Genomic DNA, 25,057 nt, shown 5'->3' with positions numbered 1-25,057 from the left:
GTCACCGCCGTACGCGGGGCCGGGGGAGCCGCCGTGTACGGGGCCGGTCCCGTGGGCGTCGCCGGGTGCGGGGGTGGCGGCCCGGGGGCGGCGGACGGCGGTGTCCCGGGCCGCTCGGCGGGCGCGCCGCCGGCTCCTGCGGCGCTTCTTCTCCGCCCGGACGGTGACGCGCCAGCCGATGATCGGCGCCGCCGTGATCAGCAGGGCGAGCGCGGCCCAGGTGAGCATGGCCGGGTGGTCGTGGCCCAGGAACAGCGAGCCGACGAGGGAGCCGCCGAAGACGGCGATGAAGAACAGGTGCACCCGGAAGGTGCCGAAGAGGGTGTCGGGGCTGGCGGAGTCGCCCTTGGGCGTGACGACGAACTTGCTCTTGCGCCGCAGCACGGTGTCGAAGAGGGAGCGCGCGTAGATCGGTGCGGACAGCGCCGACATCAGCATGCCCGCCAGCCCGCCGGACCCCTCCGGCTCGTGCGGGGAGACGTTGTGCCGCCGGTTCCAGATGTACAGCCCGATCTGGAGGGCGGTGGCGTTGCCGTACAGCGCCATCCACACCGCGGGGTCGATCTGCACGCCGGAGGCGCCCATGCCGAGGAAGAGGGCGCAGGAGAGCGCGGCGAGGATCCAGTTGAGTGCCGAGATCGGATAGAAGATCATCAGCATCGTGTAGTTGAAGAGCTTGCCGAGCGGCATGGTGCCGAAGCCGCGCCAGTACTGGCCGAGGATCGTCTCGTAGGTGCCGCGTGACCAGCGCAGTTGCTGGGTGAAGAAGTCGGTCCAGGCGGCCGGCCCCTCGCCGACGGCGAGCACGTCGGGGGTGTAGACGGAGCGCCACTTGTTGCCGGTGGCCGGGTTGCGGTGGCGGTGCATCTCGAAACCGGTGGCCATGTCCTCCGTGATGGAGTCGTAGAGGCCGCCGATGGACTTCAGCGCCGTGATGCGCACGGCGTTGCTGGTGCCGACGAACATGGGCGCGTCGTAGCGGTTGCCGGCGCGCTGGATGAGGGCGTGGAAGAGGAACTGCTGGCTCTCGGCGGCCTTGGTGACGAAGTTGTCGTAGTTGCCGTAGACCTGCGGGCCGATGACGAAGCCGACGTCCGGGTCGCGGAAGTAACCGAGCATCCGCTCCAGGTAGTTGGGGAGGGGGACGTGGTCGGTGTCGACGCCGGCGAAGAAGTCGTAGTCGTCGCCGTGGGCGTCCAGCCAGGCGTTGTAGTTGCCGTGCTTGGTCCTGGCGCGGAAGGCGCCCTTGTCGGTGTTCCACCTGGCGACGCCCTTGCGGGAGAAGTGGCGCACCCCCAGGCGGTGGCAGACCTGCTTGACCTCGGGGTCGTCGCCCTCGTCGAGCAGCCAGACGTGCAGGGTGCCGCGGTGCCGTACCCGGACGGCCGCCTCCAGGGTCCTGGTGACCATCTCGATCGGCTCCTTGCCGGGCACGAACGAGGTGAGGAAGGCGACGCGGGTGCCGGCCTCGGGCACCACGGGTATCGGGTCGCGGGCCACCAGGGTGGCGTGCGCGTTGGATATGACGTTCAGGGTGCGGAACAGCTCGATCAGCCCGATGGAGACCAGCATGACGACGTCGAGCTTGAGCACCAGGCCGGAGACCTCGCCCGCGTCGCGCCGGGTCCAGTGGGCGGGCTGCATCAGCCACACCAGCAGCCCGGCGGACAGCAGCGGGGCCAGGCACAGCAGGAAGCCGGCCCGGAACCGGTGCGGCTCGTCGGCCAGCAGGCTGCGGTACCGCACGCGGTAGGGCCTGCCCGGCTCCGGCTGGGTGAGGGGTCCGGCCAGGCGGCTGTAGTGCTCGTAGTCGTAGCGGGGCGCCGCCCGTTCCCAGGGGTGCGGGGAGGGGGTCCTGGGGGGTCTGGGTATGCGCAGCCTCGCCGTCTGCGTCGGGTCCTGGCTCTCGAACGGAGCCGACCGCGGCTGCCGGGAACCCGTCGGCGGCGTCGTCATGAGACCTTCCCCCCGCACGCAGCGCGCTGCGTGCCCTTGTGCTGGTCCGCGTCCTTCGTCCCCCGTGCGTCCGGGCGCGGCATGCTGCGGCCGTCGGGTGCGGAATGACGGTGACGGCCGGTTCGCTGGTGCGCGGTGGCCGCCCGATCCGGCGTTCCCCTCGCTGCCGCGTTCCCCCACGCGGCACGGCCGATCGGTGACCGCACGTCAGGTTGTCGGACTTGTCACATGAACGCAAGACCGATAGGGGCGGTTTAGCGCTGTTGTGGCGTTATGGACGCGGCAGATGTGATGGATGAGTCATCAAAACGTGGCTGCCGCGTGGTGCTCTCGGGGGCCGTCGAACGGAGTCGTTCACGGATGTTCCCGAAGTGGTCGCGAACGGCCTCTTCCGCGCGTCGGACATCGCCGGACCGGACGGCCGCCAGGATCTCCGCGTGCTGCCGCCAGGTCACCCTCGGGTCGACGCGCAATTCGGCCAGATCCGTGCGCACCCGGTGGAAGGCGTCCCAGAACGCGTCCAGCACCTCGCTCAACAGCCCGTTGCCCAGGCCCGCGTAGAGCGCCGAGTGGAAGGCGCGGTCCGTCTCGGCGCGGACCTCGCCGGCCTCCGCCTCCGCGCGCATCCGCTCGACCAGCGCCTCCAGTTCGGCCAGCCGGTCCGCCCCCGTGCCCTCCCGCGGGCCGTCACCCTCCCGCGCGCCGTCGTCGTGCTCCGGCGCCCGACGGCTGCCGTGCTCGGCCACCAGCCGGGCCATCAGCCCCGTCTCCACCGCCTCGCGCAGCTCCAGCAGTTGGCGCAGGCTGTCCTCGCCGCGGTAGTGCCCCGCGACGGTGCGGAAGGAGAGGCCCTCGGTCATGGGCGCCATGGACATCGAGCCGACGTAGGTGCCGAAGCCGTGCCGGATCTCCACGATCCCCATGGCCTGGAGCGCCTTGAGCGCCTCCCGCACCGAGTTGCGGCTCACCTCCAGCCGCTCCATCAGCTCCGTCTCCGTCGGCATCGGGGCACCGGGCGCCAGCCGTTCCTCGATGATGAGCTTCTTGATCCGGTCCTGGATCCGTCCGAGCCTGCCCCGGCTGTGCACCTCAACGGCCTCCTTCGCCCGCCTCCCGGCCGTTCAGCCTACGCGGGCCCGGCCGGACGCGGCGCGGTGACGGTGACCTCGCGCGGGCCGGGGCGCCCGTCCGTCGCGAAGGCCAGCAGGCGCTCGCCCTCCTCGGTCAGGGCCCGCTCCGCCTCGTCGTCCAGTTCCTCGAACGGGGTCAGCGCCAGCGTCGCCGCCCGGCCGCCGGTCCGCACCTTCCAGACGCCGCGCACCCGGCCGTCCACCAGGAACGTGCCGGGCACCTGCCCGTTCCTGGTGGCCAGCGCGCGGCGGACGGGCTCGTCCATGAGGCGGGAGCGGTCGGCGTGCGAGAGGACCACGCTGTCGTACTCGGCCAGGAACCGGACGGGCGCCGGGAGGCCGGGATCGGGGCGGGGCGCCTCGGGCAGGTCGAACAGTTCGCGGCCCGCCTCGTCGGTGAAGACCCGCAGTTGGGGCCGGAGCCGCTCCAGCACCTCGGCCAGCCGCGTGAGCCCGGACCAGGTCTGCGCGTCCCGTACGGAGGCCGGGCCGAAGGCGCCCAGGTACCGCAGCACCACCGTCTCCACGCACGGCTCGGCCGCCACCGGCCGCCCCAGCCACCGCTCGACGGTGTCCACCACCGGCTGCCCCGAGCGCCCCCACAGCCCGCGCGGCGGCAGCTGCACCAGCGCCAGCAGGTAGCGCGCCGTCATCGCCAGGGCGCGCGGCTCCAGGCCAGGCCACCGCTCCTGGAGGCGCTCACCGAGCTGCGCGGTGGTCAGCGGCTCGGCGGCGAGCAGGTCCCGCGCGGCCTCGGCCACCCGCCACGGGTCCTCGCCGCCCAGCTTCTTGGCGTACGAGCCGCGCAGCGCGCCGACGTGCAGCGGCTGGGTCAGCGCGCGCAACTGGAGGGCGTCGGCCGCGCCGACCAGGTGCACCGTGCCCCGCATCACGCTGAGCCGCACCAGCTCGCGGCTCTCCAGCAGCCGGGACAGCTCGGCCGGGTCGAAGTCGGCGATCCGGCTCCACAGCGCGAAGTACGGCGGCCTGGGCGCCTGGGCCTGGAGGCCGACCAGGTGCTCGACCGCCGCCGCCACCGGCATCCGGGCGCGTTCGAGGAGGAATTGACGGGCGAGCAGGGCGCGGTTGAGCGCCGGACGCGTCAGGAGTGCGGGCATGTGCACGAGTCTCGTACACCCGGGGGCGCGCCGCCACGCGACGACGCACCACGGCGCGCCCGGGATCCCAACAGTGGGGGATGAACCGGGCGATGCGGTATGGATGGGGAAATCACCGCCAGGGATACCCCTCACGGACACCCTCAAGGGAATTGGGCCCATGCACAACTCCACCTCGCCGGCCGGAGCCCGCGCCGCGCTCACCCCCGGCACCCTCGCGCTCGTCGTCGGTGTCCTGCTCGTCCAACTCGGCTTCCTGCTCTCCTACATCGGCTCCTTCCACAACCCGGACCCGCAGGGCATCCCGGTGGCCGTCGTCGCGCCGCGGCAGGCCGCCGACCGGATCGACGCGCTGCCCGGACACCCGGTCGCGCCCACCGTGGTGAAGAGCGAGCGGGAGGCGCGCGAGCGCATCCAGCAGCGGAAGGCCGAGGGCGCGTACCTGATGAACCCCCGCGGCGACCGGGACACGCTGCTGACGGCGTCCGCCGCGGGCGGCCCGCAGGCCCAGGCGCTGCGCCGGGTCGGGGAGCAGGTGGCCGCCGCGCAGGACAGGCGGCTGAAGGTGGTGGACGTGACCTCCTCGGGGCAGCAGGACTACGAGAGCCTGACCGCCTTCTACCTGATCGTCGGCTGGCTGGTGGGCGGCTATCTGCTGGCCTCGCTGCTGGGCGTGGTCGCCGGCACCCGCCCCGCCCGGCTCTCCCAGGGGGCGCTGCGGCTGGCGGGGGTGGCGGTCTACTCGGTGCTGTCCGGGCTGGGCGGCGCGATCATCGTCGACCCGGTGCTGCACGCGCTGCGGGGCCACTTCGTCGAGCTGTGGTGGCTGGGCGCGCTGCTGGTCTTCGGGACGGCCGCGTGCACGATGGCACTGGAGGCGTTCTTCGGGATCGTCGGCATCGGGATCGCCGTCGTGATCTTCGTCGTGCTGGGCAACCCCAGCGCCGGCGGCGCCTTCCAGAAGCATCTGATCCCCTCGTTCTGGCGGGCCATCGGCGACTGGATCCCCACCGGCGCGGGCACCACGGCGGTACGCAACATCGTCTACTTCTCCGGCAACGGCCTCGGCGTGCCGCTGCTCGTGCTGGCCCTGTGGGCCGTGGCGGGCGCCGCGCTGCTCATGCTCGGCTCCTTCCGGCGCCGGGAGCCGAGCATGAGCCTTCCGCTGTGAGAGACCCCTCCGGGAAGCCCCTCCCGGAGGCCCCTCCCAGGGGCCTCCCTGACCGAGCGTGCGACCCTGCTCACCCACCGCGCCGCCGCCCCCGGATGGTCACGAGCACCCCCGCGGAGGGGGTAGTATTTCTGTCGTCGGCCGGGAGATCCGGCGGACGGGGCGCCGCTAGCTCAGTTGGTTAGAGCAGCTGACTCTTAATCAGCGGGTCCGGGGTTCGAGTCCCTGGCGGCGTACCTCACAGGCTGCGGCCCCCTTGGTCACCAAGGGGGCCGCAGCTTTTCGCCGTATCCGCCCGGCTCCGCGCCGGTTCCCCCCTTCCCGGGGTGGGACGTCTCACAGCGCCAGCGACAGCATCACCGGCGCCGCCCGTTCGCTCAGCATCTCGGCCGCTCTGCGCAGCCGGTACGCCTCGGCGACGGGCAGCGAGAGCGCGAGGCAGCTCACCGCGGAGCCCGCCGTGACCGGGACGGCCGCGCAGACCGTGCCCACGGCGTACTCCTGGAGGTCCAGCACCGGGACCGTCGCCGGCTGGCGGTCGAGGGAGTCGAGGAGCAGCCGCTTGTCGGTGATCGTCCGCGAGGTGAGGCGCGGCGTCTTGTGCCGGGTGAGGTGGTCCAGGCGCTTGTCGTGGTCGAGCTGGCTGAGCAGGCACTTGCCGAGCGCGGTCGCGTGCGCGGCCGAGCGGAAGTCCACCCACTGGTTGATGGCCGGGGTGGTGGGGCCGTCGGCGACCTGCGGGTTCTCCAGCTCCCCGTCCCGGTAGCGGCCGAAGTAGACGGCGGCACCCACCGCGTCCCGCAGCTCGCCCAGGGTGTGCTGCAACCGCTCGCGCAGCGCCTTGGCCCGCTCCACGCCCGAGCCCATCAGGACGAGCGCGTCCCCGACGACGTACGTGTCGTCCTCCAGGCGGGCCAGATAGCCCTCGCGGCAGAGCATCCGCAGCAGGTGGTCCAGGTGGATGCGCGGCAGCTCCGCCTCGCGGGAGAGCGTCTCCTCGCGGACGCCGTCCCGGTGCCGGGCGGCGGACTCCAGCACCCGCAGTGCGTACCGTACGGAGCCGAAGGGCGTGACGGGCTCCCGTCCGGACTCCTCGGGCGGGCCGTCGGATGGTTGGAGTAGCGCCACGGTGTCCCCCCTGGGGTTGTGACCGTTTGCACCGCCTCCGCTCCGTGCGGTCACGGTGATACGTCCACGATAGCGGTCGGCCCCGTCCGAGGACGGGGCTGTTGCTGCTATCGGCATATGCCACCGGGCTGAATGCGCCCCTCGGTGCGCCCTTCGACGCGCCCCCTGCGCGCCCAGGGCGCACAGGGGGCGGGGGCCCGCCGGCCCCTCACAGCACGGCGCTGAGGAACTCCCTGGTCCGCTCGTGCTCCGGGTCGGTGAAGATCTTCTCCGGCGAACCGGACTCGATGACCCGCCCGGCGTCGAACATCAGCACGTCGTCGGAGATGTCGCGCGCGAAGTTCATCTCGTGCGTGACGCACAGCATGGTGATGTCCGTGGAGTGGGCGATGTCCCGCAGCACGTCCAGCACACCGGCCACCAGCTCCGGGTCCAGCGCCGAGGTCACCTCGTCCAGCAGCAGCACCTGGGGGCGCATCGCCAGCGCCCGCGCGATGGCCACCCGCTGCTGCTGGCCGCCGGACAGCTGGCTGGGGTACTTGTCCAGGTGGTCGGTCAGCCCGACCAGCTCCAGCAGATCGCGGGCGCGCTGCTCCGCCTCGTCCTTGGACAGCCCCAGCACGTGCACCGGCGCCTCGGTGATGTTGCGCAGCACCTTCATGTTGGGGAAGAGGTTGAACTGCTGGAAGACCATGCCGATCTTCTTGCGCACCTCGCGCGAGTGCTTCTCGCCCGCGCGCACCAGCTTGCCGTTCCTCTCCTCGTGGGACAGGTACTCGCCCGCCACCTTGATGGTGCCCTCGTCGGGGGTCACCAGCGTCATCAGCAGCCGCAGGATCGTCGTCTTGCCCGACCCCGAGGGGCCGATGAGCGTGACGTGCTTGCCGGACGCCACGTCGAAGCAGAGGTTGTCCAGCACCACGTTGCTGCCGTAGCGCTTGGTGACGTTGTCGAATCTGATCAGCTCGCTGCCGTCGACGGCCGGGTTCCCGGCCTCCTTGGCGGCGGTGCTCGGTGTGTTCTCAACGGACAAGACGACGCTCCAGGGCTCGCGTAAGCAGGGATGCCGGGTAGGCGATGAGGATGAAGGCGATGCCGATGACCGTGATCGGCTCGGTCGGCTGGAAGCTGGTCGCGGTGAACTGCCGCGCCTGGCCGAGCATCTCCAGCGCCCCGATCGTGGCGATCATCGGCGAGTCCTTCAGCATCGCGATCACGTAGTTGCCCAGCGCGGGCACCACGCGGCGGATCGCCTGCGGCAGGATGACCGCCCCCCAGGTGCGGGTACGCGGCAGGCTCAGCGCGGTCGCCGCCTCCCACTGGCCGGCGGGCACCGCCTCGATACCGGCGCGGTAGACCTCGGCGGTGTACGTCGAGTAGTGCAGGCCGAGCCCGATGACGCCGGTGGTCAGCGCGGAGAGCGTGACGCCCCACTCCGGCAGCACGTAGAAGAGGAAGAACAGCTGCACCAGCAGCGGGGTGTTGCGGACGAACTCGGTGACGGCCGTGACCGGCCAGCGCACCGCCTTCAGGCCGGAGCGCTGCGCCATGGCCCACAGCAGGCCCAGCGCGAAGGCGATCAGCGAGCCGAGCGCCAGCGCCTCCAGGGTGACGACGACGCCGTCCCAGAAGCGCGGCATGAAGTCACCGACAGCGGACCAGTCCCATTCCATCAGGCACCTCCCGCTCTTGAGAAGTCGCGAGAGATCTCCGTCTGCTGCCTGATGGTGAGCTTGCGCAGCACGCCCCCGCCCTTCTCAGGTGCCTGGCCGATCCCCGCCTTGGCCTTGCGCTCCACCGCGCGCATCACCCGCGTCAGCAGGAAGGCCAGGACGAAGTACATGACCAGGATGATCGTGTAGACCGGGGCGCTCTCGCCGAGCGCGTTGCGCACCAGCGCGGCCCCGAAGGTGATGTCGCCGACGCCCAGCACGGACACCAGCGCGGTGCCCTTGAGCAGCTCGATCAGCAGGTTGTTGGCGGGCGGGATCATCTCCGGCCACGCCTGCGGCAGCTTGATCTTGACGAGCCGCTGCCAGGGCGAGAAGCCCAGCGCGATACCGGCCTCCTGCTGGGCCGGGGCGACGGCGGCCAGCGCGCCGCGCACGATCTCCGAGCCGTACGCGCCGTAGGAGAGGCCGAGGGCGAGCACCGCGGCCCACATCGGCACCAGTTGCCAGCCGAACGCGACCGGCAGCACGAAGAACATCCAGAACATCAGCACCAGTGCCGAGGTGCCCCGGAATATCTCCATGTAGAGGCCGGAGAGGAAGCGGACGATCCAGAGCCTGTTGGTCCGGGCCACCCCCACCACGAAAGCCACCGCGGCGCCCAGCGCGGCACTGAAGACGGTCAGCTGGACGGTGACCCAGAGGCCCTTGAAGAGCAGCTCCCACAATCCCGCGGTAAGGTTCGTCATTTGCAACGCTCCTTGGCGGTCATCGTCGTCATCTCCTCGGCCAGGAAGCCGAACGGCTTCATGACGCGGAGCAGTTCGCCGCTCTTCTTCATCTTCTGGAGTTCGCGGTTGAAGGCGTCGCGCAGCGTGGTCTCGGTCTTCCGGAACGCGAACGCGCCGGTGCCCAGATCGGGCTTTCCGTCCAGCTTCGGAGTGAATGCCTCCGTGTACTCCGCCTTTCGGCTCTTCGTCTGCCTGACGACGTTGCGCACGGTTACCGCCGTACCGGCGAAAACGTCGCACCGGCCCTGTTCGACGGCCAGCAGTCCGGCCAGCTGGTCCGGCAGCAGCAGAATTTCCGACTCCTTGATGCCGGCCTCAGCGGCGTACGCGATTTCCGCGTAGCCGGTCCCGGTCGCCATCTTCGCGCCGGCCTTCTTGATGTCGGTGTAGCTGCGCAGGTTCTTCGGGTTGCCCTTGCGCACGATGAAGGCGTCCCGCATCTCGTACTCCGGGTCCGCGAACAGCACCTGCTCGCAGCGCTCGGGCGTGATGTACATCCCGGCCGCGACCACGTCGAACTGCTGCGAGTTGAGGCCCGGGATCAGCGAGTTGAACTCGGTCGGGAAGGGCTGGACGTCCCCGACGCCGAGCCGTTCGAAGATGATCCGGGCGATCGCGGGGGAACTCCCGGTCAGTTCGCCGTCCTTGTCGATGTAGCTGTAGGGCTGTTCACCGGCGAGGCCGAGCTTCACCGTGCCCTGGGCCTTCAGCCGTTCCAGCAGATCTCCCCCGTTCCCGGTGTCCGCGCTGGACACCCGACTGCACGCGGTCGTCGCCCCGAGCGCACTCACCGCACCCAAGGACGCCGCTCCGGCGAGCAGCGACCGACGGCTCAAACGTCTCCCGGCACGAGTGGTGTTGTTCCTCTGTGGTGGAGCCATGGGCGCGCGGCTACCCAGACAAGCTGAAGATATGCAGATCATTTTCAGCCCGTGATGGGGTCGCGACAAGGCCGTGTTCTGCGCCACCATTGGCGTGTAATTGCGCAACACGCTCACCTGGTGCGGAGGCACGATGGCCGATCGCTTCATTGAAGTCTCGTTGGACAAGCGCGGAGTCAGCTGCACGGCAAAGCTGCTCGACGACCGTGCTCCGCTCACCTGCGCCGCCGTGTGGAACGCGCTGCCGCTGGGCGGCGACGTCTACCACGCGAAGTACGCGCGCAACGAGATCTACGCCCTCATTCCGCCCTTCGCACCGGAGGAACCGCCACTGGAAAATCCCACCATTACCCCCATCCCCGGTGACCTCTGCTATTTCACCTTCACCCAGACACAGCTGGCGACCTCGTCCTACGGGTACGAGGCCGCGGCCGAACAGCAGGGGGCGCAGGCCGCGCACGCGGGCCGCACCACCGTCGTGGACCTCGCGCTCTTCTACGAGCGCAACAACCTGCTGATCAACGGGGACGCCGGATGGGTGCCCGGCATCGTGTGGGGGCAGGTCGTCGACGGACTCGACCGCATGGCGGAGGCGTGCCAGGACCTGTGGCGCGCCGGTGCGCTGGGGGAGACCCTCAACTTCCGCCGCGCGTAAGCGCACAGCCGCACAGCGCGCCGCACAGGCCGGACCCCGGTGCCCGGCCTGTGCGGCGCCCGTGTACGGGCCGCGACCCGGCCCCGCGGCGACCCGGCCCGCGCCCGCGCGGACGGTCCGGGCTCAGCCCAGCGCGGAGGGCACCCGCGCGGCGATGCCCGCCTCGTACAGGGCGTGCGCCGCGCTCAGCACGAGCGCGTCCGCGTGCCGGGGCCCGACCAGTTGCAGCCCCACCGGCAGCCCCGCGCCGTCCGCCCCGCACGGGACGGACGCGGCGGGCTGCTGCGTCATGTTGAACGGGTAGGAGAAGGGCGTCCACCCGGTCCACCGCGTCAGCGACGACCCGCGGGGCACCTCCACCCCCGCCTCGAAGGCGGTGAGCGGCATGGCGGGCGTCACCAGCAGGTCGTACCGCTCGTGGAAGGCGCCCATCAGCTTGCCCAGCGCCATGCGCTCGTCCACGGCCGCCAGGTAGTCCAGGGCGCTGCGCGCGGCACCCTCCTCGCAGATCTCCCGCAGCCCGGGATCCAGGCTCTCGCGCTGCTCCGGGGTGAAGTCCTGGGTCACCCGCGCCGCCCCGCTGAACCACAGGGTGTGGAAGGACTCGACGGGATCGGCGAAGCCGGGGTCCGCCTCCTCCACGACGGCGCCCAGCTCCTCCAGCAGCGAGACCCCCTCGCGCACCGCGGCGGCGACTCCGGGCTCCACGGCGACCCGGCCGCCGAAGTCGGGGCAGTAGGCGACGCGCAGCCCCCGCACCCCCTCGGCGCCGGCCGCGAGCGCGCCCCGGAAGCTGTGCGGCACCGGCCCCAGATGGGACCAGTCGCGCGGGTCGGGCGCGCTGATCACGTCCATGAGCAGCGCCGCGTCCTCCGCGTCCCGCGTCATGGGGCCCACGTGGGCGAGCGTCCCGAAGGCGCTCGCCGGATAGATCGGCACCCGCCCGTAGGTGGGCTTCAGCGCGAAGATGCCGCAGAAAGCGGCGGGGATGCGCACGGAGCCGCCGCCGTCCGTGCCCAGCGACAGCGGACCGGCGCCCGCCGCGACGGCCGCGGCGCTGCCGCCGCTGGACCCGCCCGCGGTGCGGTCCGGCGCGTGCGGGTTGCCGGTCACCCCGTGCCGGGGGCTGTCGGTGACGCCCTTCCACCCGAACTCGGGGGTGGTGGTCTTGCCGAGGAACACCGCGCCGCTCTCCCGCAGGCGGGCCACCGACGGCGCGTCCTCGTCCCACGGCCCCTCGGCGGACACGGCCCACGAGCCCTTGAGAGTGGGGCCGCCGCGCTGAAGCAGGATGTCCTTCACGGTCACCGGCACCCCGTCCACGGGGCCGGCCGGCTCCCCGCGCCGCCACCGCCCGGTCGCCTCCTCGGCCTGCCGCAGCGCTGTCTCCCGGTCGATGCGCGTGAAGGCGTTGAGCCGCTCCTGCGCCGCCGCCGCGCGCTCCAGCGCCGCACGGGTGACCTCCACGGGCGTGAAGTCCCCCGCTTCGTAACCCGCCACGAGCTGGGTGGCGGTCAGGGCGGTGAGATCGGACATGACGAAACCTCCCGAGAGACCGGGCGGCCCGGACGGGGCCGCCCCGAACGAAGGACCCGGGCCGGCCGCGGCCCCGGCCCGGATGCGGCCCCAGGGCCGTACGCGGGTGCCCCGGTGTCAGCCGGTGGCGCCCGTGGAGGGTGCCGGTCCCGCGGCGGGCGCCGCGGGCGTGGTGGGAACGTAGCCCAGCCGCTTGTCGACGACGTTGAGCAGCGGCTCGCCGGCCTCCCAGCGGTCGAAGTTGTCCAGGAACTGTGCGGCCAGGTCGTCACGCCAGCCGACCGTGTCGCCGGACATGTGCGGTGAGATCAGCAGGCCGGGGACGTCCCACAGCCGGCTGTCGGCGGGGAGGGGCTCCTCGGCGAAGACGTCCAGCGCCGCGCCCCTGATGCGGTGGGTGAGCAGCGCGTCCACCAGGTCGTCCTCGACCACGTGCTGGCCGCGGCCGACGTTCACGAAGTGCGCTTCGGGCTTCATGCGCGCAAACAGCGCGGCGTCGAACATCCCGGTGGACTGCCGCGTCAGCGGCGCCACGCACACGACCCAGTCCGCGTCGCCCACCAGGTCGGGCAGGGAGCCGGTGCCGTGGACACGCCCGAATTCGGGGTCGGTGTCCCGGGCCGTCCGCCCGACGAGGTCCACTCCGACACCGAGTGCCAGCAGGGCGCGCCCGATTTCCCGGCCGATCGGTCCCGAACCGACGACCGTCGCCCGAGTTCCGGCGACCCGGAATGTCTCCCGGTGCCGCCAGCGCCGCTGCCGTTGCAATTCCCAGCTGCCACGAAAATCCTTGGCCATGGCCAGCACGAGCCCCAGCACGTATTCGGCAATGGGGCGGTCGAAGACGCCCCGGGCATTCGTGATGACCGTGTCGCGCCCGTCGGCCAGTTCCGGGAGCAGCCGGTCCACTCCGGCGCTGGGAGTGTGCACCCAGCGCGGTCGCGGCCCCTCACCCGGCCACGCCTCGCGGACCGCGTCGGAGAGAAAGTCCCAGACCAACAGCACGTCGGCGGTGGGGAGTTGTTCGGCGAGCGTCTTCTCGTCGGCGTGGACGACACGCGCTCGCCCCGCCAGCCGGTCGAGCCGCGGCAGCGGCTCGGCGTCGAGGACAAGGAGGCAGGTTTCGGACATAGGCAGGAAACCGTTTCGAAACGCAGGGACGGTTGGCTGGGGAGGTGAGCCGATGCGGGACGGGAACCAGCCTCAATGGCGGGATTGACCACGGTAGGGAGCGGAAACTACCTTCGTCAACAAAGACCTCTGCCCCGGCGTCCCGGCTTCTGACCGGCTTTGCTTTTCCTCTGACTTCCCTTGACTCAGGGGCCTTCTGGCCATGAGCCTTCCCCTCCGTTCTTTGGGGTACGAAAATGGACGTCTCCTTCCTCGGCGGACCGCTGCCGCAGCGCGGCGTGGGAATCGTCGCTCCCTTCGACTTCGCACTGGACCGCGAACTCTGGCGCTGGGTGCCGGACGACGTGTCCTTGCATCTGACCCGCACCCCCTTCGTCCCCGTCGAGGTCAGCCTCGACCTGGCCCGCCTGGTCAGCGAGCACGAGACGCTTCGCGAGGCGGTACGGGCACTGAGCGCGGTGGCCCCCGAAGTGGTGGCCTACGCGTGCACGTCCGGCAGTTTCGTGGGAGGCACGGCGGGCGAACGCGCCATGACGGCGGCCATGGAGGACGCCGGTGACGTGCCGGCGCTCACCACCTCCGGCGCCCTCCTGGACGCCCTGCGGGAGATCGGCGCACGGCGCATCGCCCTCGTCACGCCCTACACCAAGTCGGTGACCGACTCCCTGGAGGAGTACCTGGACGAGGCCGGCATCGGCATCACAGGGCGCTGCTACCTCGGCCTGACCCGGCACATCTGGCGGGTGCCCTACCGGGACGTGGTCGACATGGCCCGCGAGGCGGTGGTGGACGCGCCCGACGCGCTGTTCATCTCCTGCACCAACCTCCCGACCTACGACGTGATTCCGCAGTTGGAGGCGGAGCTGCGGATGCCGGTGCTCTCGGCCAACCAGGTCACCATGTGGGCGGCGCTGCGCGCGCTCGGCAAACAGGCCGTCGGCCCCTACCAGGCGCTGCTCGACCCGGTGGCCCGGCGCGGCCCGGCCGCCATGACGTCCTCCCCGGGCACCTCCCTGACCCAGCCGCTCGCCCACGAGACGGACGGGCTGGTCGAGCCCGGCGAGCAGCCGGTCGACCACGAGCCGGAGGCGGCGCTCGCGGGCGCCGGCACGGAGTCGGGGGAGCCGCTGGAGGGCTCCCCCGACCTGGGATACGGCCAGCCCGCGCACCCCGAGGAACGGGGCGGCGGCGCCCAGCCCCCCGCCTGACCCCCGCCGGGCGGCCCCTTCCGTCGGGCGGCCGACGTTGCCGGGCGGCCGGTCGGCGTCCGGTGGCCGGCCCGTCCCGTCGGGTGGCCGGTGCCCTTCGCGGGGCCGGTCCCGTCGCGCGGTCGGTCCGCGTTCGGGGGCCGTCCCGTCGGGGCGGCCGTCCGGGCGGTGCGGTCGGTCCTCGTCCGGGCGGTGCGTTCCGCCCTGCGCCCTGCCCGGCACCCGTCCGGACCCCGTGCCCCCCAACGCGTACGTCCCTCGCACGCCCTCATCCGCACGTCCCCACCCCGCACACACCCCCACCCCGCACACCCCCACACGCACAGGAGGCGTAGATGGCACAGGAGGCACCGGCGGTCGGTTTTCTCTACCCCGGCTACTCGGCCGAGGACGACTACCCCAGGCTGGAGCGGATCCTCGCCGAGGCGGGCGCCGAGGTGCGGCTGCCGCTGGTGCACACCGACATCGGCGAGGACGCCCACCGGGTCGACGCCCTGCTGGAGATGGGGTCGGCGCACCGCCTCGCGGCCAAGGTGGAGGAGGTCAAGGGCCACGGCATCCAGGCGGTCGTGTGGGCCTGCACCAGCGCCAGCTTCGTCTTCGGCTGGGACGGCGCGCACCGGCAGGTCCGGGAGCTGGCGGAGACGGCGGGCCTGCCCGCCTCCAGCACCTCCTTCGCCTTCGCCCACGCGGTACGCGACCTGGGCGTCGAGCGGGTCAGCATCGCCGCGACCTACCCGGAGGACGTCGCGGAGCTGTTCACGGGTTTCCTCAAGGCCGCGGGCACCGAGGTCGTCGCCATGCGCGGCAGCGGCATCATCACCGCCGCCGAGGTGGGCACCTGGGGCGAGGAGGAGGTCCTCGCCCTGGCCCGCGGCGGCGACCACCCCGAGGCACAGGCGGTGCTCCTCCCGGACACGGCCCTGCACACCGCCGCCTGGATCCCCGCCCTGGAGGCGGAGCTGGGCAAGCCCGTGCTGACGGCGAACCAGGTCACGGCCAAGGAGGGGCTGCGGCTGCTGGACGTCAAGGTCCGCTGCCCCGCACTGGGCACCCTCTTCGCCTGACGACGGTCCGGCGACGGGCCAGACGGGCCTGACCGACCGGACGGTACGGCGGTGCGGTGATCCTGCTCACCGGCCGCCGTGCCGCCCGGCGCCCACCACCGCCCCTCCCGACGCCGGCCCGGTCCGCGTCCGTCCGTCGTCCGGCCGGCCGGGAAGACGGCGGCGCCCCGGCGTGTTGTACCGACCCGTGGGCCGTGCACCCGGTTGCCGGGGCGGCGGCCCGCGGATCCGTACGGACGAGGAAGGCGGGCCATCGTGAGCCAGGCAGGCGAGGACGCACAGGGCAGCGGACACCGGGGTGCCGGAATCCGGGGCGAGGCGCGGGGCGGGGCCCCCGTACCCCTCTCCGTGCTCGACCTGGTCAACGTGGGCAGGGGGTACACGGCGGGCGACGCGCTGGCCGCCTCGACCAGGATGGCCGCCCGTGCGGACGCCCGCGGCTTCACCCGCTACTGGGTGGCCGAGCACCACTCCATGCCCGGTGTCGCCAGCTCCTCGCCGGCCGTCATCCTGGCGCACCTGGCCGCGCACACCCGCCGGATCCGGCTCGGCTCCGGCGGTGTGATGCTGCCCAACCACGCGCCCCTGGTGATCGCCGAGCAGTTCGGCACGCTGGAGGCGCTGGCGCCGGGCCGCGTCGATCTGGGGCTGGGCCGCGCGCCGGGCACCGACGGGGCGACGGCCGCCGCGCTGCGCCGCACCGAGCGGCTGCGCGAGGGCGCCGAGGACTTCCCGCAACAGCTCGCGGAGCTGATCCGGTTCCTGGACGACGACTTCCCCGACGGCCACCGCTACGCCCGCATCCACGCCGTCCCCGGTCCCGTACAGGCCGAGGGGAGCGAGGCGCGGGCCGCGGCGCACCGGCCGCCGGTCTGGCTGCTGGGCTCCTCCGGGTTCAGCGCGCAGCTGGCGGGGCAGCTCGGGCTCCCGTTCGCGTTCGCGCACCACTTCTCGGCCGCCAACACGCTGCCGGCCCTGGAGCTGTACCGCGAGACCTTCCGCCCCTCGGCGGTGCTGGACGAGCCGTACGCGCTGATCGGCGCCGCCGCGCTGGCCGCCGAGGACGAGAAGGAGGCGTACCGCCAGGTGCTGACCGGTGCGCTGTCGATGGTGCGGCTGCGCACCGGGCGCCCGGGGCTGATCCCCACGCCCGAGGAGGCGGAGAGCCACCCCTACAGCCCCGTGGAGCGCGACTTCGTGGACAGCTGGCTGGCCAATGTCACCTACGGCACGCCCGACGCCGTACGGGAGGGGCTGGACGCCCTGGTGAAGCGGACCGGCGCCGACGAGCTGATGCTCACCGCGAACGCGCACACGCCTCACGCCCGGGTCCGCTCCCTGGAACTGATCGCCGACGCCTACGCGCTGCCCGCCGCCGAGGAGGCCGAAGACGCCGAGGACGCCGGCGGCGGGGCCGGGGGCGCCTCGGGGACCGCCGGCGCGGCGGGCATCTGAGACACCGAGGACCAGGCCAGCAGCTCGGCGATACGGTCCGCCTCCATCGGCTTGGCGTAGTGCCAGCCCTGGCCCGTGTCGCACCCGATCCGGCGCAGCCGCTCGGCCTGCGCCGGACCCTCCACGCACTCGGCCGTGACGGTCAGGCCCAGCTTGTGCGCGAGCTGGACCAGCGCCGTCACGATCGTCTCGTCCGCCGGGTTCTGGTGGCGGGCGGTGCGGAAGCCGCGCACGAAGGTGCCGTCCAGCTTGAGGGCGCGCACCGGGAGGCGGCTCAGATAGGCCAGGTTCGAGTAGCCGGTGCCGAAGTCGTCGATGGCGATGCGCACGCCCATTTCCGAGAGCGCCTGGAGCGCCTGGAGGGGGCGGCCGGCCGAGCCCATGACCGCCGACTCGGTCAGCTCCAGCTGGAGCAGATGAGGGGGCAGCCCGGTCTCCTCCAGGATGTCGGCGACGTCGCGCACCAGGTCGGAGTCCCACACCTGGCGCACCGCCACGTTCACGCTCACGTACAGCGGCGGCCCCGGGTGCTCCCGCATCCAGCGCCGGGCCTGGCGGCAGGACTCCTGGAGCACCCAGCGGCCCAGCGGCACGATGGCGCCGTTCTCCTCGGCCAGCCCGATGAACCGGTCCGGGCCGAGCGTCCCGAACTGCGGGTGGTGCCAGCGCACCAGCGCCTCCACCCCGCGCAGCAGGTCGTCGGCGAAGCCGACGATCGGCTGGTACTCCAGCACGAACTCGCCGCGCTCCACCGCGCGGCGCAGCGTGGAGGAGAGGGCCTGCCGGGTCATCCGGTGGGCGTTGCGCTCGGGGTCGAACAGCGTCCAGCGCGCCTTGCCGTCGGCCTTGGCCCAGTACAGCGTGGTGTCGGCCGCCTGCATCAGCTCGGTGGGCGTGGTGCCCGCCGTCTCGCGTTCGACGACGCCGATGCTGGCCGAGACGGCCAGCCGCTGCCCGGCCAGGTCGAACGGCCGCTGGAGCGCGGCGAGCACCGACTGGGCGAGCTGGGTGAGCTGCTCGGTGCCGGTGGACGACTCGACCAGCAGCGCGAACTCGTCGCCGCCCAGCCGCGCCACCAGATGCCCGCCGTCGTCCGCGCTGCCCGCCTCGGCGCACTGGGTGAGCCGCTGGGCGACCGCGTCCAGCAGGCTGTCGCCGACGCGGTGCCCGAGGGTGTCGTTGACGGCCTTGAAGCCGTCCAGGTCCAGATAGCACAGGCCGGTCCGGCCGGTGGCCGAGTCGGCCAGCGCCCCGGCCAGTCGTTCGAAGAACAGGGTGCGGTTGGGCAGCCGGGTGACCGGGTCGTGCATCTGGAGGTGACGCAGCCGCTCCTGGAGGTCGCGCCTCTCGCTGATGTCCGCGATCGAGAGCAGGGCCTCGCCGCCCTGCGCGGTCGGGGTCACGGTGATCTCGGCCCAGAGCGTGTGCCCGTCGGCGTGCTTGAGCCTGCGGGTGCACGACATCCGGTCCGCGCGGCCCTGGAGGGCCTCGTGGTAGGCGCTGCGCACCCGCCCGTCCAGCCCCAGGCCCGCCAGTTCGGCGATGGGGCGCGCGGTCAGCCGGCGCGGATCGGCGCCGAGCAGGGCGCCCAGCGCGCGGTTGGCCGTCAGGACGCGGCCGTGGGGGTCGACGATGGCCATCGGCAGCTGCGCCGCGTGGAAGGCGGCCCGGAAGTCGCTCTCGTTGTGCCCGTGGTGTGCGCGCCGTCGCCAGCGCTTGTGGCTACTTTCCGTGATGGTCTGGGGTTGCGTTACGAGGGCTTCGCCGGAGTCTTTGCCCGGTCCTTCGAGGGGTCCGTTCACCGATCGCTCCGCGGGGGGCTCGTCTCGTGCGGATCGGTCGGCCGGCTGCCCGTAGGCCGCCCAGGGGAGGATCCGCGCTGGAAATGTGCCGATCATAGAGGTTGGCGCCGGAGCGGAGCCAGTGTCTCCGCTGCCGCTGCCGGTCGTCGGAGCGGCCCGGGAGGGGGTGTGCGCGCGAGGCTGACCGTTTCTGCCCCGGTGCTGGCAGAGCCCTGACCGCTAACGACCGAGCGTTACGTACCGTAGTCATATAGGTGTGACACGTCCGGCCTAGCGAAACGGGGCACAGCCGGACATATGCCAGGAGGGTGGGGAGGGAACGGTTGTCCTCTTCCGGTGAGGTCTCCACGTGGCGCCTGCGTCGGTACCCGGGGGTGTCAACGAAGCTGCCCCGGGCCTCCCGGGAGGCGGCGGAAGACGGCTGGTCCCGGGCACCCGGCACCGGGTCGGAGCGGTCTTCATGGCACTGACGGCCTTCATGGTCGTCGGGCTCGTCGCCGGCCCCGCGTCTTCCGTTGCGGCGGCCACTGCATGCGCTCTGCCGCGCACCGACGCGCACCACTCACTGGGTTTGGACACCTGGAACGCCTCCTATCCGCGTCCCGAGGGGACGCTCGACGCCGCCCTTCTCTTTCTCTCTTTCCCCGATGCGGCCCCGATGGCCACCCCTCGAGAGCTTGTGAACGACCATTTCCCTGCGACATCGGACTTCTTCGCGCGCGCGAGTTACGGAAAGTTCCGGCTGCGACCGCGCCCGGTGGACCGCTGGATCGAGATGCCCAAGCCCGCCACGGCCTACGACATACGCCGTGACTGGGACGCTGACCTGCGCAATTCCTATCTGCGCGATGCGGTGGCCGCCGCCGACCGCTACCTCGACTACAGCCGCTACGACGTCATCTATCTCGTCGCGGACCCCGATGCTCCCGGCGTGGACTCGGATGCGACAAAAGTGGTCAACCTCGATGATCCGATCACCGCAGACGGCACCGCACTCGGCCGCCTCGTCACCGTGTTCGAGCAGAGTCCACCCGACCGCAACGTCCTCGCCCACGAGACCGGCCACCTCTTCGACCTGCCCGACCTCTACCAGCGCCCCGGCGACGGCAAGGCCGACTGGGACACCCGCGTCGGTGACTGGGACCTCATGGGCAGCCAGTTCGGACTCGCCCCCGAGCCGTTCGGCTGGCACAAGTGGAAGCTCGGCTGGCTCACCCGGGCCAACGTCGCCTGCGTACCCGCCGGCGGCGACGCGCCGCCGCGCTCCCGCCACACCCTGCGGCCGCTGGCCGCCCCGGCGCGAGCAGCCCCCGGGCGCGGCGCCGGGCGCCCCGACGGGGTGCGGCTCGTGGTGCTCAGGACCGGCGAGTACCGCGCCCTGGTGATGGAGGTCCGCGAGCGCACGGGCAACGACCGGGGCGCGTGCGCCGAGGGCCTGCTGCTCTACCGCGTCAGCAGCGACACGGCCTCCACCCACGGGCCGGTCGAGGTGGCCGACGGCCACCCCGCGACCTCCCGCTGCCGGGAGACCTCCGTCCACAGCCGGCTCGCCGACGCTCCCCTCGGCGTGGGGGAGAGCTGGTCCGACGCCCGCGACCGCGTCCGTGTCCAGGTCACGGGCCGCACGGCGGACGGCGACTGGGAGGTGGAGCTCACCCGCGGCTGACCCTCCGCCGAGGGCCGGAGAACGCCGGAGGCCCCTCGCTTCCGCGAGGGGCCTCCGGTTGTCTGTGCGCCGCCAGGGACTCGAACCCCGGACCCGCTGATTAAGAGTCAGCTGCTCTAACCAACTGAGCTAGCGGCGCCTGCTGACGTCGTAGACCTTAACACCACGATCCGGTGAACCGGAAATCGATATTCCCGGCGCCAATCGCCGCCCCACCTGCGCGGGACCCCACCTGCGCGGGACCCGCCCGCCAGGCCCCCGCGGGCGGGCACGCTCCCGGCGCGCCGCGCGGCCGCCCGCCCCGCAAGGCCGACCGCCCCGCAAGGCCGACCGGCCTCACTCCCGGCCCGGCGGACGCGTGCCCGGCACGCGGTCCTTCAGCAGGTCCTTGCCGAACTCGATCATCTTGCGGGCGTACTCCTCGCTCCAGCCGCCGCGGTCCGCGATCGCCGCGTCCGGCAGCTTGTCGAAGCGCTTGGGGTCGGCGAGCTGGGCCGCCGCCGCTGCCTGGTACTCCTGCGCCCGGTCGGCGGCGGCCCGGAAGGCGTGCACCAGCTCCGTGGAGCGGTCCAGCAGCTCCTGGGGGTCGGTGAGCGATTCGAGCCCGAAGAAGTGCTCGTCGTCGGGTGCCGCCTCGGACGGCTCGAACAGCAGCGGTGCGGGACGGCGGTGACGCGGGGCACCGCCGCCGCTCCCCGCGCCGGAGGAGTGCGAGGGGTCGGGAGCCGGGTGCGGCTCAGCCATGTGGGGATACCTCCAAGGTCGTGGGCCGCCCCCCATTGTGCGCCCGGTACCCCCGCCACCGCACCGGTCACACGGAGCCCCGCCGGGCGGGGCGGCCGGGGCTCAGCCCGCCGGGACGCGGTGCTCCGCGAGGTGGGCGAGCACCGCCTGGTGCGCCTCCCAGCCGTCGGGCGCGGGGGTGGCGGCGCCCAGCTGGACGGGCTCGGTCGCCGGGTGCTCGTCCAGCAGCTCGGCGACGCCCGCCCGGCACACCACCACGCAGGCGTGCCGGTGCCGGGAGGCCAGGACGCACAGCCGTCCGGTCTCCAGGTGGAAGGCGGTCGCGTCGGGCCGCCCGGAGAGCGGGTGGAGCACGACGGTCACATCGAACTCGCGGCCCTGGAGCCGGTTGGCCGTATCGACGGTGACCCGCGCGGCGGCGCCCCCGCCCGCCGCTCCCTCGCCCGCCGTTCCCCCGGCCGGGGCGAGATCGGCCAGCGCTGCCCGGACCGCCGCCGCCTGGTCCCGGTGGGCCGTACCCACCGCGATCCGGTCGGGGCCCAGCGGCGTGCCCGCCCCGCCGGGGGCGTCCCGCTCGCCGCGGGTGGTGCCCGCGCGCTCCCGCATCCGGTGCACCAGACGGGCCACCGCCGCTACCGCCTCGGGGTCGGTGCGCGGCGTACGGGCCGCGGGCAGCTCCAGCAGGCCCCAGCCGGAGGCCGCCGCCTCGTCGAGGACGGCGTCCACGGGCGAGCCGTCGGCGGGGGCCGCGAAGGTGAGGCGGCGCTCGCCCGGGCCGGTGCCGCTGCGGAACGGTGTGTAGGGGTAGAACGCCCGGGAGACCAGCTCCGCCGCCGAGTACGGCAGCCGCCAGGAGACCGGCAGCCGGTGCTGGGGCAGCCCGGGATTGTGCGCCAGCAGCGTGCTGACGGCGCTGGCCGAGGGGTCGTGGGCCTGGCCCGCCCACTGGTCGGCGCCGACCTGGCTGAACGGGTCCAGCTGCCCCGGGTCGCCGACGAACAGCGCCCGCTCGAACAGCCCCGCGACGGCCAGCAGCGCGTCCGAGCGCATCTGGTACGCCTCGTCGACGATGGCGTGCCGCCAGGGCTCCTCGGTGCTGACCCACGCCCACTTGGCCGCCGTGGAGACCACCACGTCCATTCCGGCCAGATCGGCCGGCTTCGCCGAGGTCCGCACCGCCGGGTGCCGCTCCAGCACCGGGTCGTAGGGCCTGGGCTCGCTGCTGTGCAGCCGCCCCACGGGCAGCTCGGGGTCGGCCGTCGCCAGCCGGTCCACCAGGTCGTCCACCTGCGCGTTCGTCTGCGCGATGACCATCAGCGGATGCCCCGCGGCGGCCAGCTCGCGGGCGGCGCGCACCACGAGGGTGGACTTGCCCGCGCCGGGCGGCGAGTCGACGACCACGCCCCGGTGCGTGCCCTCCAGCGCGTCGGCCAGGATCGCCTCGGTGGCCGCCGCGGCCGCCCGGGCGGGGGCCGCGGCCCCGGCCGCCCCTCCCGTGGACGCCTTGCCGTCCGCCGCCTCGCCCAGGGCCCGCACGCTCGCTGTCACAGTACGTCCTCCGAGGTCACCGGGTCGGGCAGCTCCGCGCCGGGTTCACCGGGCGGGCCGCCGTGTGTCCAGGGGGTCTCCTCCGGTTCGGGCAGCCCGGGGCCGCCGCGCGGGGCGTGCTCGAAGAGCGTCCAGCACACCAGGTCGCCCTTCTCCGGCACCGTCCCGGGCGCGGGCTCCCTGCCCCGCCCCATCCCGTTCACCAGCCGCAGCACGTACTCGCCCGGGCCGGCCATCTCCGCCAGCTCGGCGCGCTGCTGCCCGCCCTCGGGCAGCCGCCGGTGCAGCTTGTCCCCGTCGGACAGCAGCGGCACGTCCTGGGTGTGCACCGTCACCAGCGGGCGGGGGGAGGGGCGCTTGCCCTCCGCGTACGCCATCTCCACCTCCAGCACCTCGGCCAGGAACGCCTCGCCCGCCAGCCGCCGCACGGCCATCACCAGCGGGTCGTCCAGCGCCTCCTGCGCGTCCAGCTCGGCCTGGCGCTGCTCGCGCATGGCGAGCTTGCGGGCCGCCGTCACCGCGTCGTCCCGGCGCGGCTGGGGCGGCTCGGCGGCGCGCAGCCGGTCCCGGTGGTGGGTGTAGGACTGGCGGTCGCGCCGCCACCGGTCGGGCACGTGCGCCGCCTCGGGCAGGGCCCGCAGCAGCTCGACCCCCTGCCACATGGCCTCCCAGGTGGGACGCAGCTGGGAGGCGACCAGCTCGCGCACGGCCTCCTCGGCGCCCGGCTCGCCGCGGTCGTAGCGGGCGATGGCGGGGGCGAGCAGCTGGTTGTCGAACGCGGGGTCGGTCGCCGGCCCGGCCGGGGGCACCAGCAGCTGGCCCCTCTCGTCCCGGCCGAGTTCCGCGCGCAGCGCCGCCTCGGCCCCGCTCATCCCCTCCGGCGGCGCCAGCCACGCCAGCAGCGCCCCCAGGTGCTGGTCCTCCAGCTGGCTCTGCCCGGTCGCCCAGTGCCGGGTCAGCAGCCCGGTCATGGACATCAGGAGGGAGGAGCCCGGCACCCGGGCGCGCTCCCCGTAATGGGTCAGCCAGCGGCCCAGCAGCGGCACCCGGGGCGGTGCCGGGTGCTCCGCGTCCGGGTCCTCCTCGGCGGTGCGGCGGAAGCGCATCGAGCGCCCGAGCAGCCGTACGAAGTCGGCGCCGGGCCCGGTGGGCACCAGCAGCTGCGGCGCGTCGGTGCACAGCTCGGCCTCGACGGTGACGCGCTTGCCGGTCTCCGGGTCGGTCTCCTTGCGCTCGACCAGCTCCACCTCGTCCTGGCAGGACTCCAGGTGCGGCAGCAGCGCCTCGGCGAGCCGCCCGAGGAACGCGAACCGCAGGTCGCGGTCGCGCGGCTGGGGGACGGTGAGGGTCACGGGCGCGGCCGGGTCGGTGCCCAGCATCACGCCCAGCGGCGCGCCGTTCTCGCCCGCCGTGGTCAACGGGACGAGGACGAGCGGGTGTTCTGCCAGGTGCCGGTGGCGTACGGTCGCCACCGGGCGTGCGCGCCCGCAGGCGGCGGCCTCCATCCGCGCCAGCGCGTGCAGGAGCGACATCAGTCCCCCTCCCCGCGCGCGGCGGCGGTCTCCAGCGCCTCCGCGCGCAGGGTGGCCGCCCTGCGCAGTGCCGCCGCGGCCGGGTCCTGGGCCACCGCGCTGTCCGGGTCGCCACAGGCCGCCGCGAGGACGTCCCCGACGGTGGCCAGCCCGCCCAGCTCGCCCCGCACGGAGCGGCCCAGCGCCACCACGGAGCCCGCCGCACGGGCCCGGTCGCGGCAGTGGAAGGCCAGCTCGCAGGTGGACAGGCACTCCGGCGCGTAGGCGGCGGGCACCGACTCGACGGCCGACAGCAGCGCGGCGGGCTCCTGCGTGGGGGCGAAGTGCACCCCCTCCGGCAGCTCGGCGGCGATCTCCTCCACCCGGGTCAGCCGCCGCAGCTGGCGCTCGGTGGCGGCGACCTGCTTGCGCAGCGGGAGCAGCCCGGCGGTGGGCAGGTTGGAGAAGTCCTTCGGGCACACCAGCAGCGCGTTCTCCCGCACGGTGCGGCCGCCGCGCAGGGCCAGCGCGTAGACCGCCGCCTGCCGGGCCGCCGCACCGGCCTTCACCGGGTCGGCCGTGCCGTCCAGGATCGGGAAGGACTTGATCTCGATGACGCTGACCGAGCCGTCCGGGTGGACCGCCAGCGCGTCCGGCTCCAGGTACGCCGTCGAGCCCGCCACCTGGAGCGTCAGCAGCGGGTGGTCGAGCAGGGCCCAGCCCTCGCCGGCCTGCTCCAGCGCCAGCCGGGTGCGGGTGGCGCGTCCGGCCGGGCCGTCGGCGGTCAGGTCGGGGACGGCGACCTCGCCCGGCTCGGGAGGGGCCTCGCCCAGCTGCTCGCACAGCAGCGCGAGCAGCACCTCGCCGCCGTCCGCCTTCACCCGCGCCT

Annotated in this window: 20 protein-coding genes, 2 tRNA genes and 1 pseudogene; 7 read left to right on the top strand and 16 right to left on the bottom strand. The window is 73.3% G+C overall.

The annotated features are described in order from the left end of the window. From FM076_RS11920 to FM076_RS11910, 3 genes are all read right to left on the bottom strand, one after another. The coding region (locus FM076_RS11920; protein WP_243274436.1) for a glycosyltransferase family 2 protein at positions 1-1,956 on the bottom strand (1,956 nt) is incomplete at its 3' end. A gap of 254 nt (positions 1,957-2,210) precedes the next feature. Further along, positions 2,211-3,044, bottom strand: coding sequence for a FadR/GntR family transcriptional regulator (locus FM076_RS11915; protein ID WP_345944962.1), 834 nt, complete (start codon positions 3,042-3,044; stop codon positions 2,211-2,213). A 38-nt stretch (positions 3,045-3,082) separates the two neighbouring features. Further along, a complete protein-coding gene (locus tag FM076_RS11910; RefSeq protein ID WP_173870134.1) occupies positions 3,083-4,204 on the bottom strand; it encodes a winged helix DNA-binding domain-containing protein in 1,122 nt (373 codons plus the stop codon). Between the two features lie 160 nt (positions 4,205-4,364). On the opposite strand from FM076_RS11910, the gene FM076_RS11905 reads away from it, so the two are divergent. Next, a complete protein-coding gene (locus tag FM076_RS11905) occupies positions 4,365-5,375 on the top strand; it encodes a DUF3533 domain-containing protein (RefSeq protein ID WP_173870132.1) in 1,011 nt (336 codons plus the stop codon). A 162-nt stretch (positions 5,376-5,537) separates the two neighbouring features. Next, a tRNA-Lys gene (locus tag FM076_RS11900) sits at positions 5,538-5,611 on the top strand. Positions 5,612-5,711: 100 nt separating this feature from the next. Here FM076_RS11900 and FM076_RS11895 read toward each other — a convergent pair. The 5 genes from FM076_RS11895 to ehuB form a co-directional block, all read right to left on the bottom strand. Continuing rightward, positions 5,712-6,503 (bottom strand): IclR family transcriptional regulator, encoded by a 792-nt coding sequence (locus FM076_RS11895; RefSeq protein ID WP_345944961.1) that lies wholly within the window; start codon positions 6,501-6,503, stop codon positions 5,712-5,714. Positions 6,504-6,711: 208 nt separating this feature from the next. Continuing rightward, entirely contained in the window at positions 6,712-7,536 is an 825-nt protein-coding gene (gene ehuA, locus FM076_RS11890; protein WP_173870127.1) for an ectoine/hydroxyectoine ABC transporter ATP-binding protein EhuA, read from the bottom strand. Beyond that, positions 7,526-8,176 carry an ectoine/hydroxyectoine ABC transporter permease subunit EhuD gene (gene ehuD / locus FM076_RS11885; protein WP_173870125.1) on the bottom strand — a complete coding sequence of 217 codons (651 nt, stop codon included), beginning with the start codon at positions 8,174-8,176 and terminating at the stop codon, positions 7,526-7,528. Before ehuD ends, ehuA begins: the two co-directional genes overlap by 11 nt. Further along, positions 8,176-8,922, bottom strand: a complete 747-nt coding sequence (gene ehuC, locus FM076_RS11880) for an ectoine/hydroxyectoine ABC transporter permease subunit EhuC (RefSeq protein ID WP_173870123.1) — start codon at positions 8,920-8,922, stop codon at positions 8,176-8,178. Before ehuC ends, ehuD begins: the two co-directional genes overlap by 1 nt. Continuing rightward, entirely contained in the window at positions 8,919-9,845 is a 927-nt protein-coding gene (gene ehuB, locus FM076_RS11875) for an ectoine/hydroxyectoine ABC transporter substrate-binding protein EhuB (RefSeq protein ID WP_173870121.1), read from the bottom strand. Before ehuB ends, ehuC begins: the two co-directional genes overlap by 4 nt. A 133-nt stretch (positions 9,846-9,978) precedes the next feature. On the opposite strand from ehuB, the gene FM076_RS11870 reads away from it, so the two are divergent. Then, the gene (locus FM076_RS11870; RefSeq protein ID WP_173870120.1) at positions 9,979-10,500 is read left to right on the top strand and encodes a DUF3830 family protein; all 522 of its coding nucleotides are present in this window, start codon (positions 9,979-9,981) and stop codon (positions 10,498-10,500) included. Positions 10,501-10,623: 123 nt separating this feature from the next. Here the strand turns inward: FM076_RS11870 and FM076_RS11865 are convergent, their stop codons facing one another. Then, positions 10,624-12,036, bottom strand: a complete 1,413-nt coding sequence (locus FM076_RS11865; RefSeq protein ID WP_173870118.1) for an amidase — start codon at positions 12,034-12,036, stop codon at positions 10,624-10,626. Positions 12,037-12,153: 117 nt separating this feature from the next. Continuing rightward, positions 12,154-13,167 carry a D-2-hydroxyacid dehydrogenase gene (locus FM076_RS11860; RefSeq protein WP_173870116.1) on the bottom strand — a complete coding sequence of 338 codons (1,014 nt, stop codon included), beginning with the start codon at positions 13,165-13,167 and terminating at the stop codon, positions 12,154-12,156. Positions 13,168-13,403: 236 nt separating this feature from the next. Here FM076_RS11860 and FM076_RS11855 point away from each other — a divergent pair, with 236 nt between their 5' ends. The 3 genes from FM076_RS11855 to FM076_RS11845 all read left to right on the top strand — a co-directional run bounded on the left by FM076_RS11855 (position 13,404) and on the right by FM076_RS11845 (position 16,897). Then, positions 13,404-14,375, top strand: coding sequence for a maleate cis-trans isomerase family protein (locus FM076_RS11855; RefSeq protein WP_173870114.1), 972 nt, complete (start codon positions 13,404-13,406; stop codon positions 14,373-14,375). A gap of 335 nt (positions 14,376-14,710) precedes the next feature. After that, positions 14,711-15,442 carry a maleate cis-trans isomerase family protein gene (locus FM076_RS11850; protein ID WP_173870112.1) on the top strand — a complete coding sequence of 244 codons (732 nt, stop codon included), beginning with the start codon at positions 14,711-14,713 and terminating at the stop codon, positions 15,440-15,442. A gap of 255 nt (positions 15,443-15,697) precedes the next feature. Further along, a complete protein-coding gene (locus tag FM076_RS11845) occupies positions 15,698-16,897 on the top strand; it encodes an LLM class flavin-dependent oxidoreductase (protein WP_345944959.1) in 1,200 nt (399 codons plus the stop codon). On the opposite strand, the gene FM076_RS11840 is transcribed toward FM076_RS11845, so the two are convergent. Continuing rightward, positions 16,801-18,699, bottom strand: a complete 1,899-nt coding sequence (locus FM076_RS11840; RefSeq protein ID WP_173870110.1) for an EAL domain-containing protein — start codon at positions 18,697-18,699, stop codon at positions 16,801-16,803. The two genes, FM076_RS11845 and FM076_RS11840, sit on opposite strands and share 97 nt — an antisense overlap. A gap of 460 nt (positions 18,700-19,159) precedes the next feature. Here FM076_RS11840 and FM076_RS11835 point away from each other — a divergent pair, with 460 nt between their 5' ends. Further along, positions 19,160-20,365 carry a M6 family metalloprotease domain-containing protein gene (locus FM076_RS11835; RefSeq protein ID WP_173870109.1) on the top strand — a complete coding sequence of 402 codons (1,206 nt, stop codon included), beginning with the start codon at positions 19,160-19,162 and terminating at the stop codon, positions 20,363-20,365. Between the two features lie 65 nt (positions 20,366-20,430). On the opposite strand, the gene FM076_RS11830 is transcribed toward FM076_RS11835, so the two are convergent. The 5 genes and pseudogenes from FM076_RS11830 to FM076_RS11810 form a co-directional block, all read right to left on the bottom strand. Continuing rightward, a tRNA-Lys gene (locus tag FM076_RS11830) sits at positions 20,431-20,504 on the bottom strand. Positions 20,505-20,701: 197 nt separating this feature from the next. Beyond that, a complete protein-coding gene (locus tag FM076_RS11825; protein WP_173870107.1) occupies positions 20,702-21,109 on the bottom strand; it encodes a hypothetical protein in 408 nt (135 codons plus the stop codon). Between the two features lie 102 nt (positions 21,110-21,211). Further along, positions 21,212-22,636, bottom strand: a complete 1,425-nt coding sequence (locus FM076_RS11820) for an AAA domain-containing protein (RefSeq protein ID WP_180218250.1) — start codon at positions 22,634-22,636, stop codon at positions 21,212-21,214. 17 nt (positions 22,637-22,653) lie between these two features. Next, complete coding sequence (locus FM076_RS11815; protein ID WP_173870105.1) at positions 22,654-24,189, bottom strand: hypothetical protein; 1,536 nt, start codon at positions 24,187-24,189, stop codon at positions 22,654-22,656. Next, positions 24,189-25,057 (bottom strand): annotated as a pseudogene (locus tag FM076_RS11810) (hypothetical protein); the annotation flags it as partial. The gene FM076_RS11815 and the pseudogene FM076_RS11810, both read right to left, overlap by 1 nt.

The organism is Streptomyces albus subsp. chlorinus (assembly GCF_013302895.1).
Lineage (GTDB): Bacteria > Actinomycetota > Actinomycetes > Streptomycetales > Streptomycetaceae > Streptomyces > Streptomyces chlorinus.
Note: the sequence above shows the minus strand (reverse complement) of the source record. Positions and strands in the feature narration are given on the sequence as shown.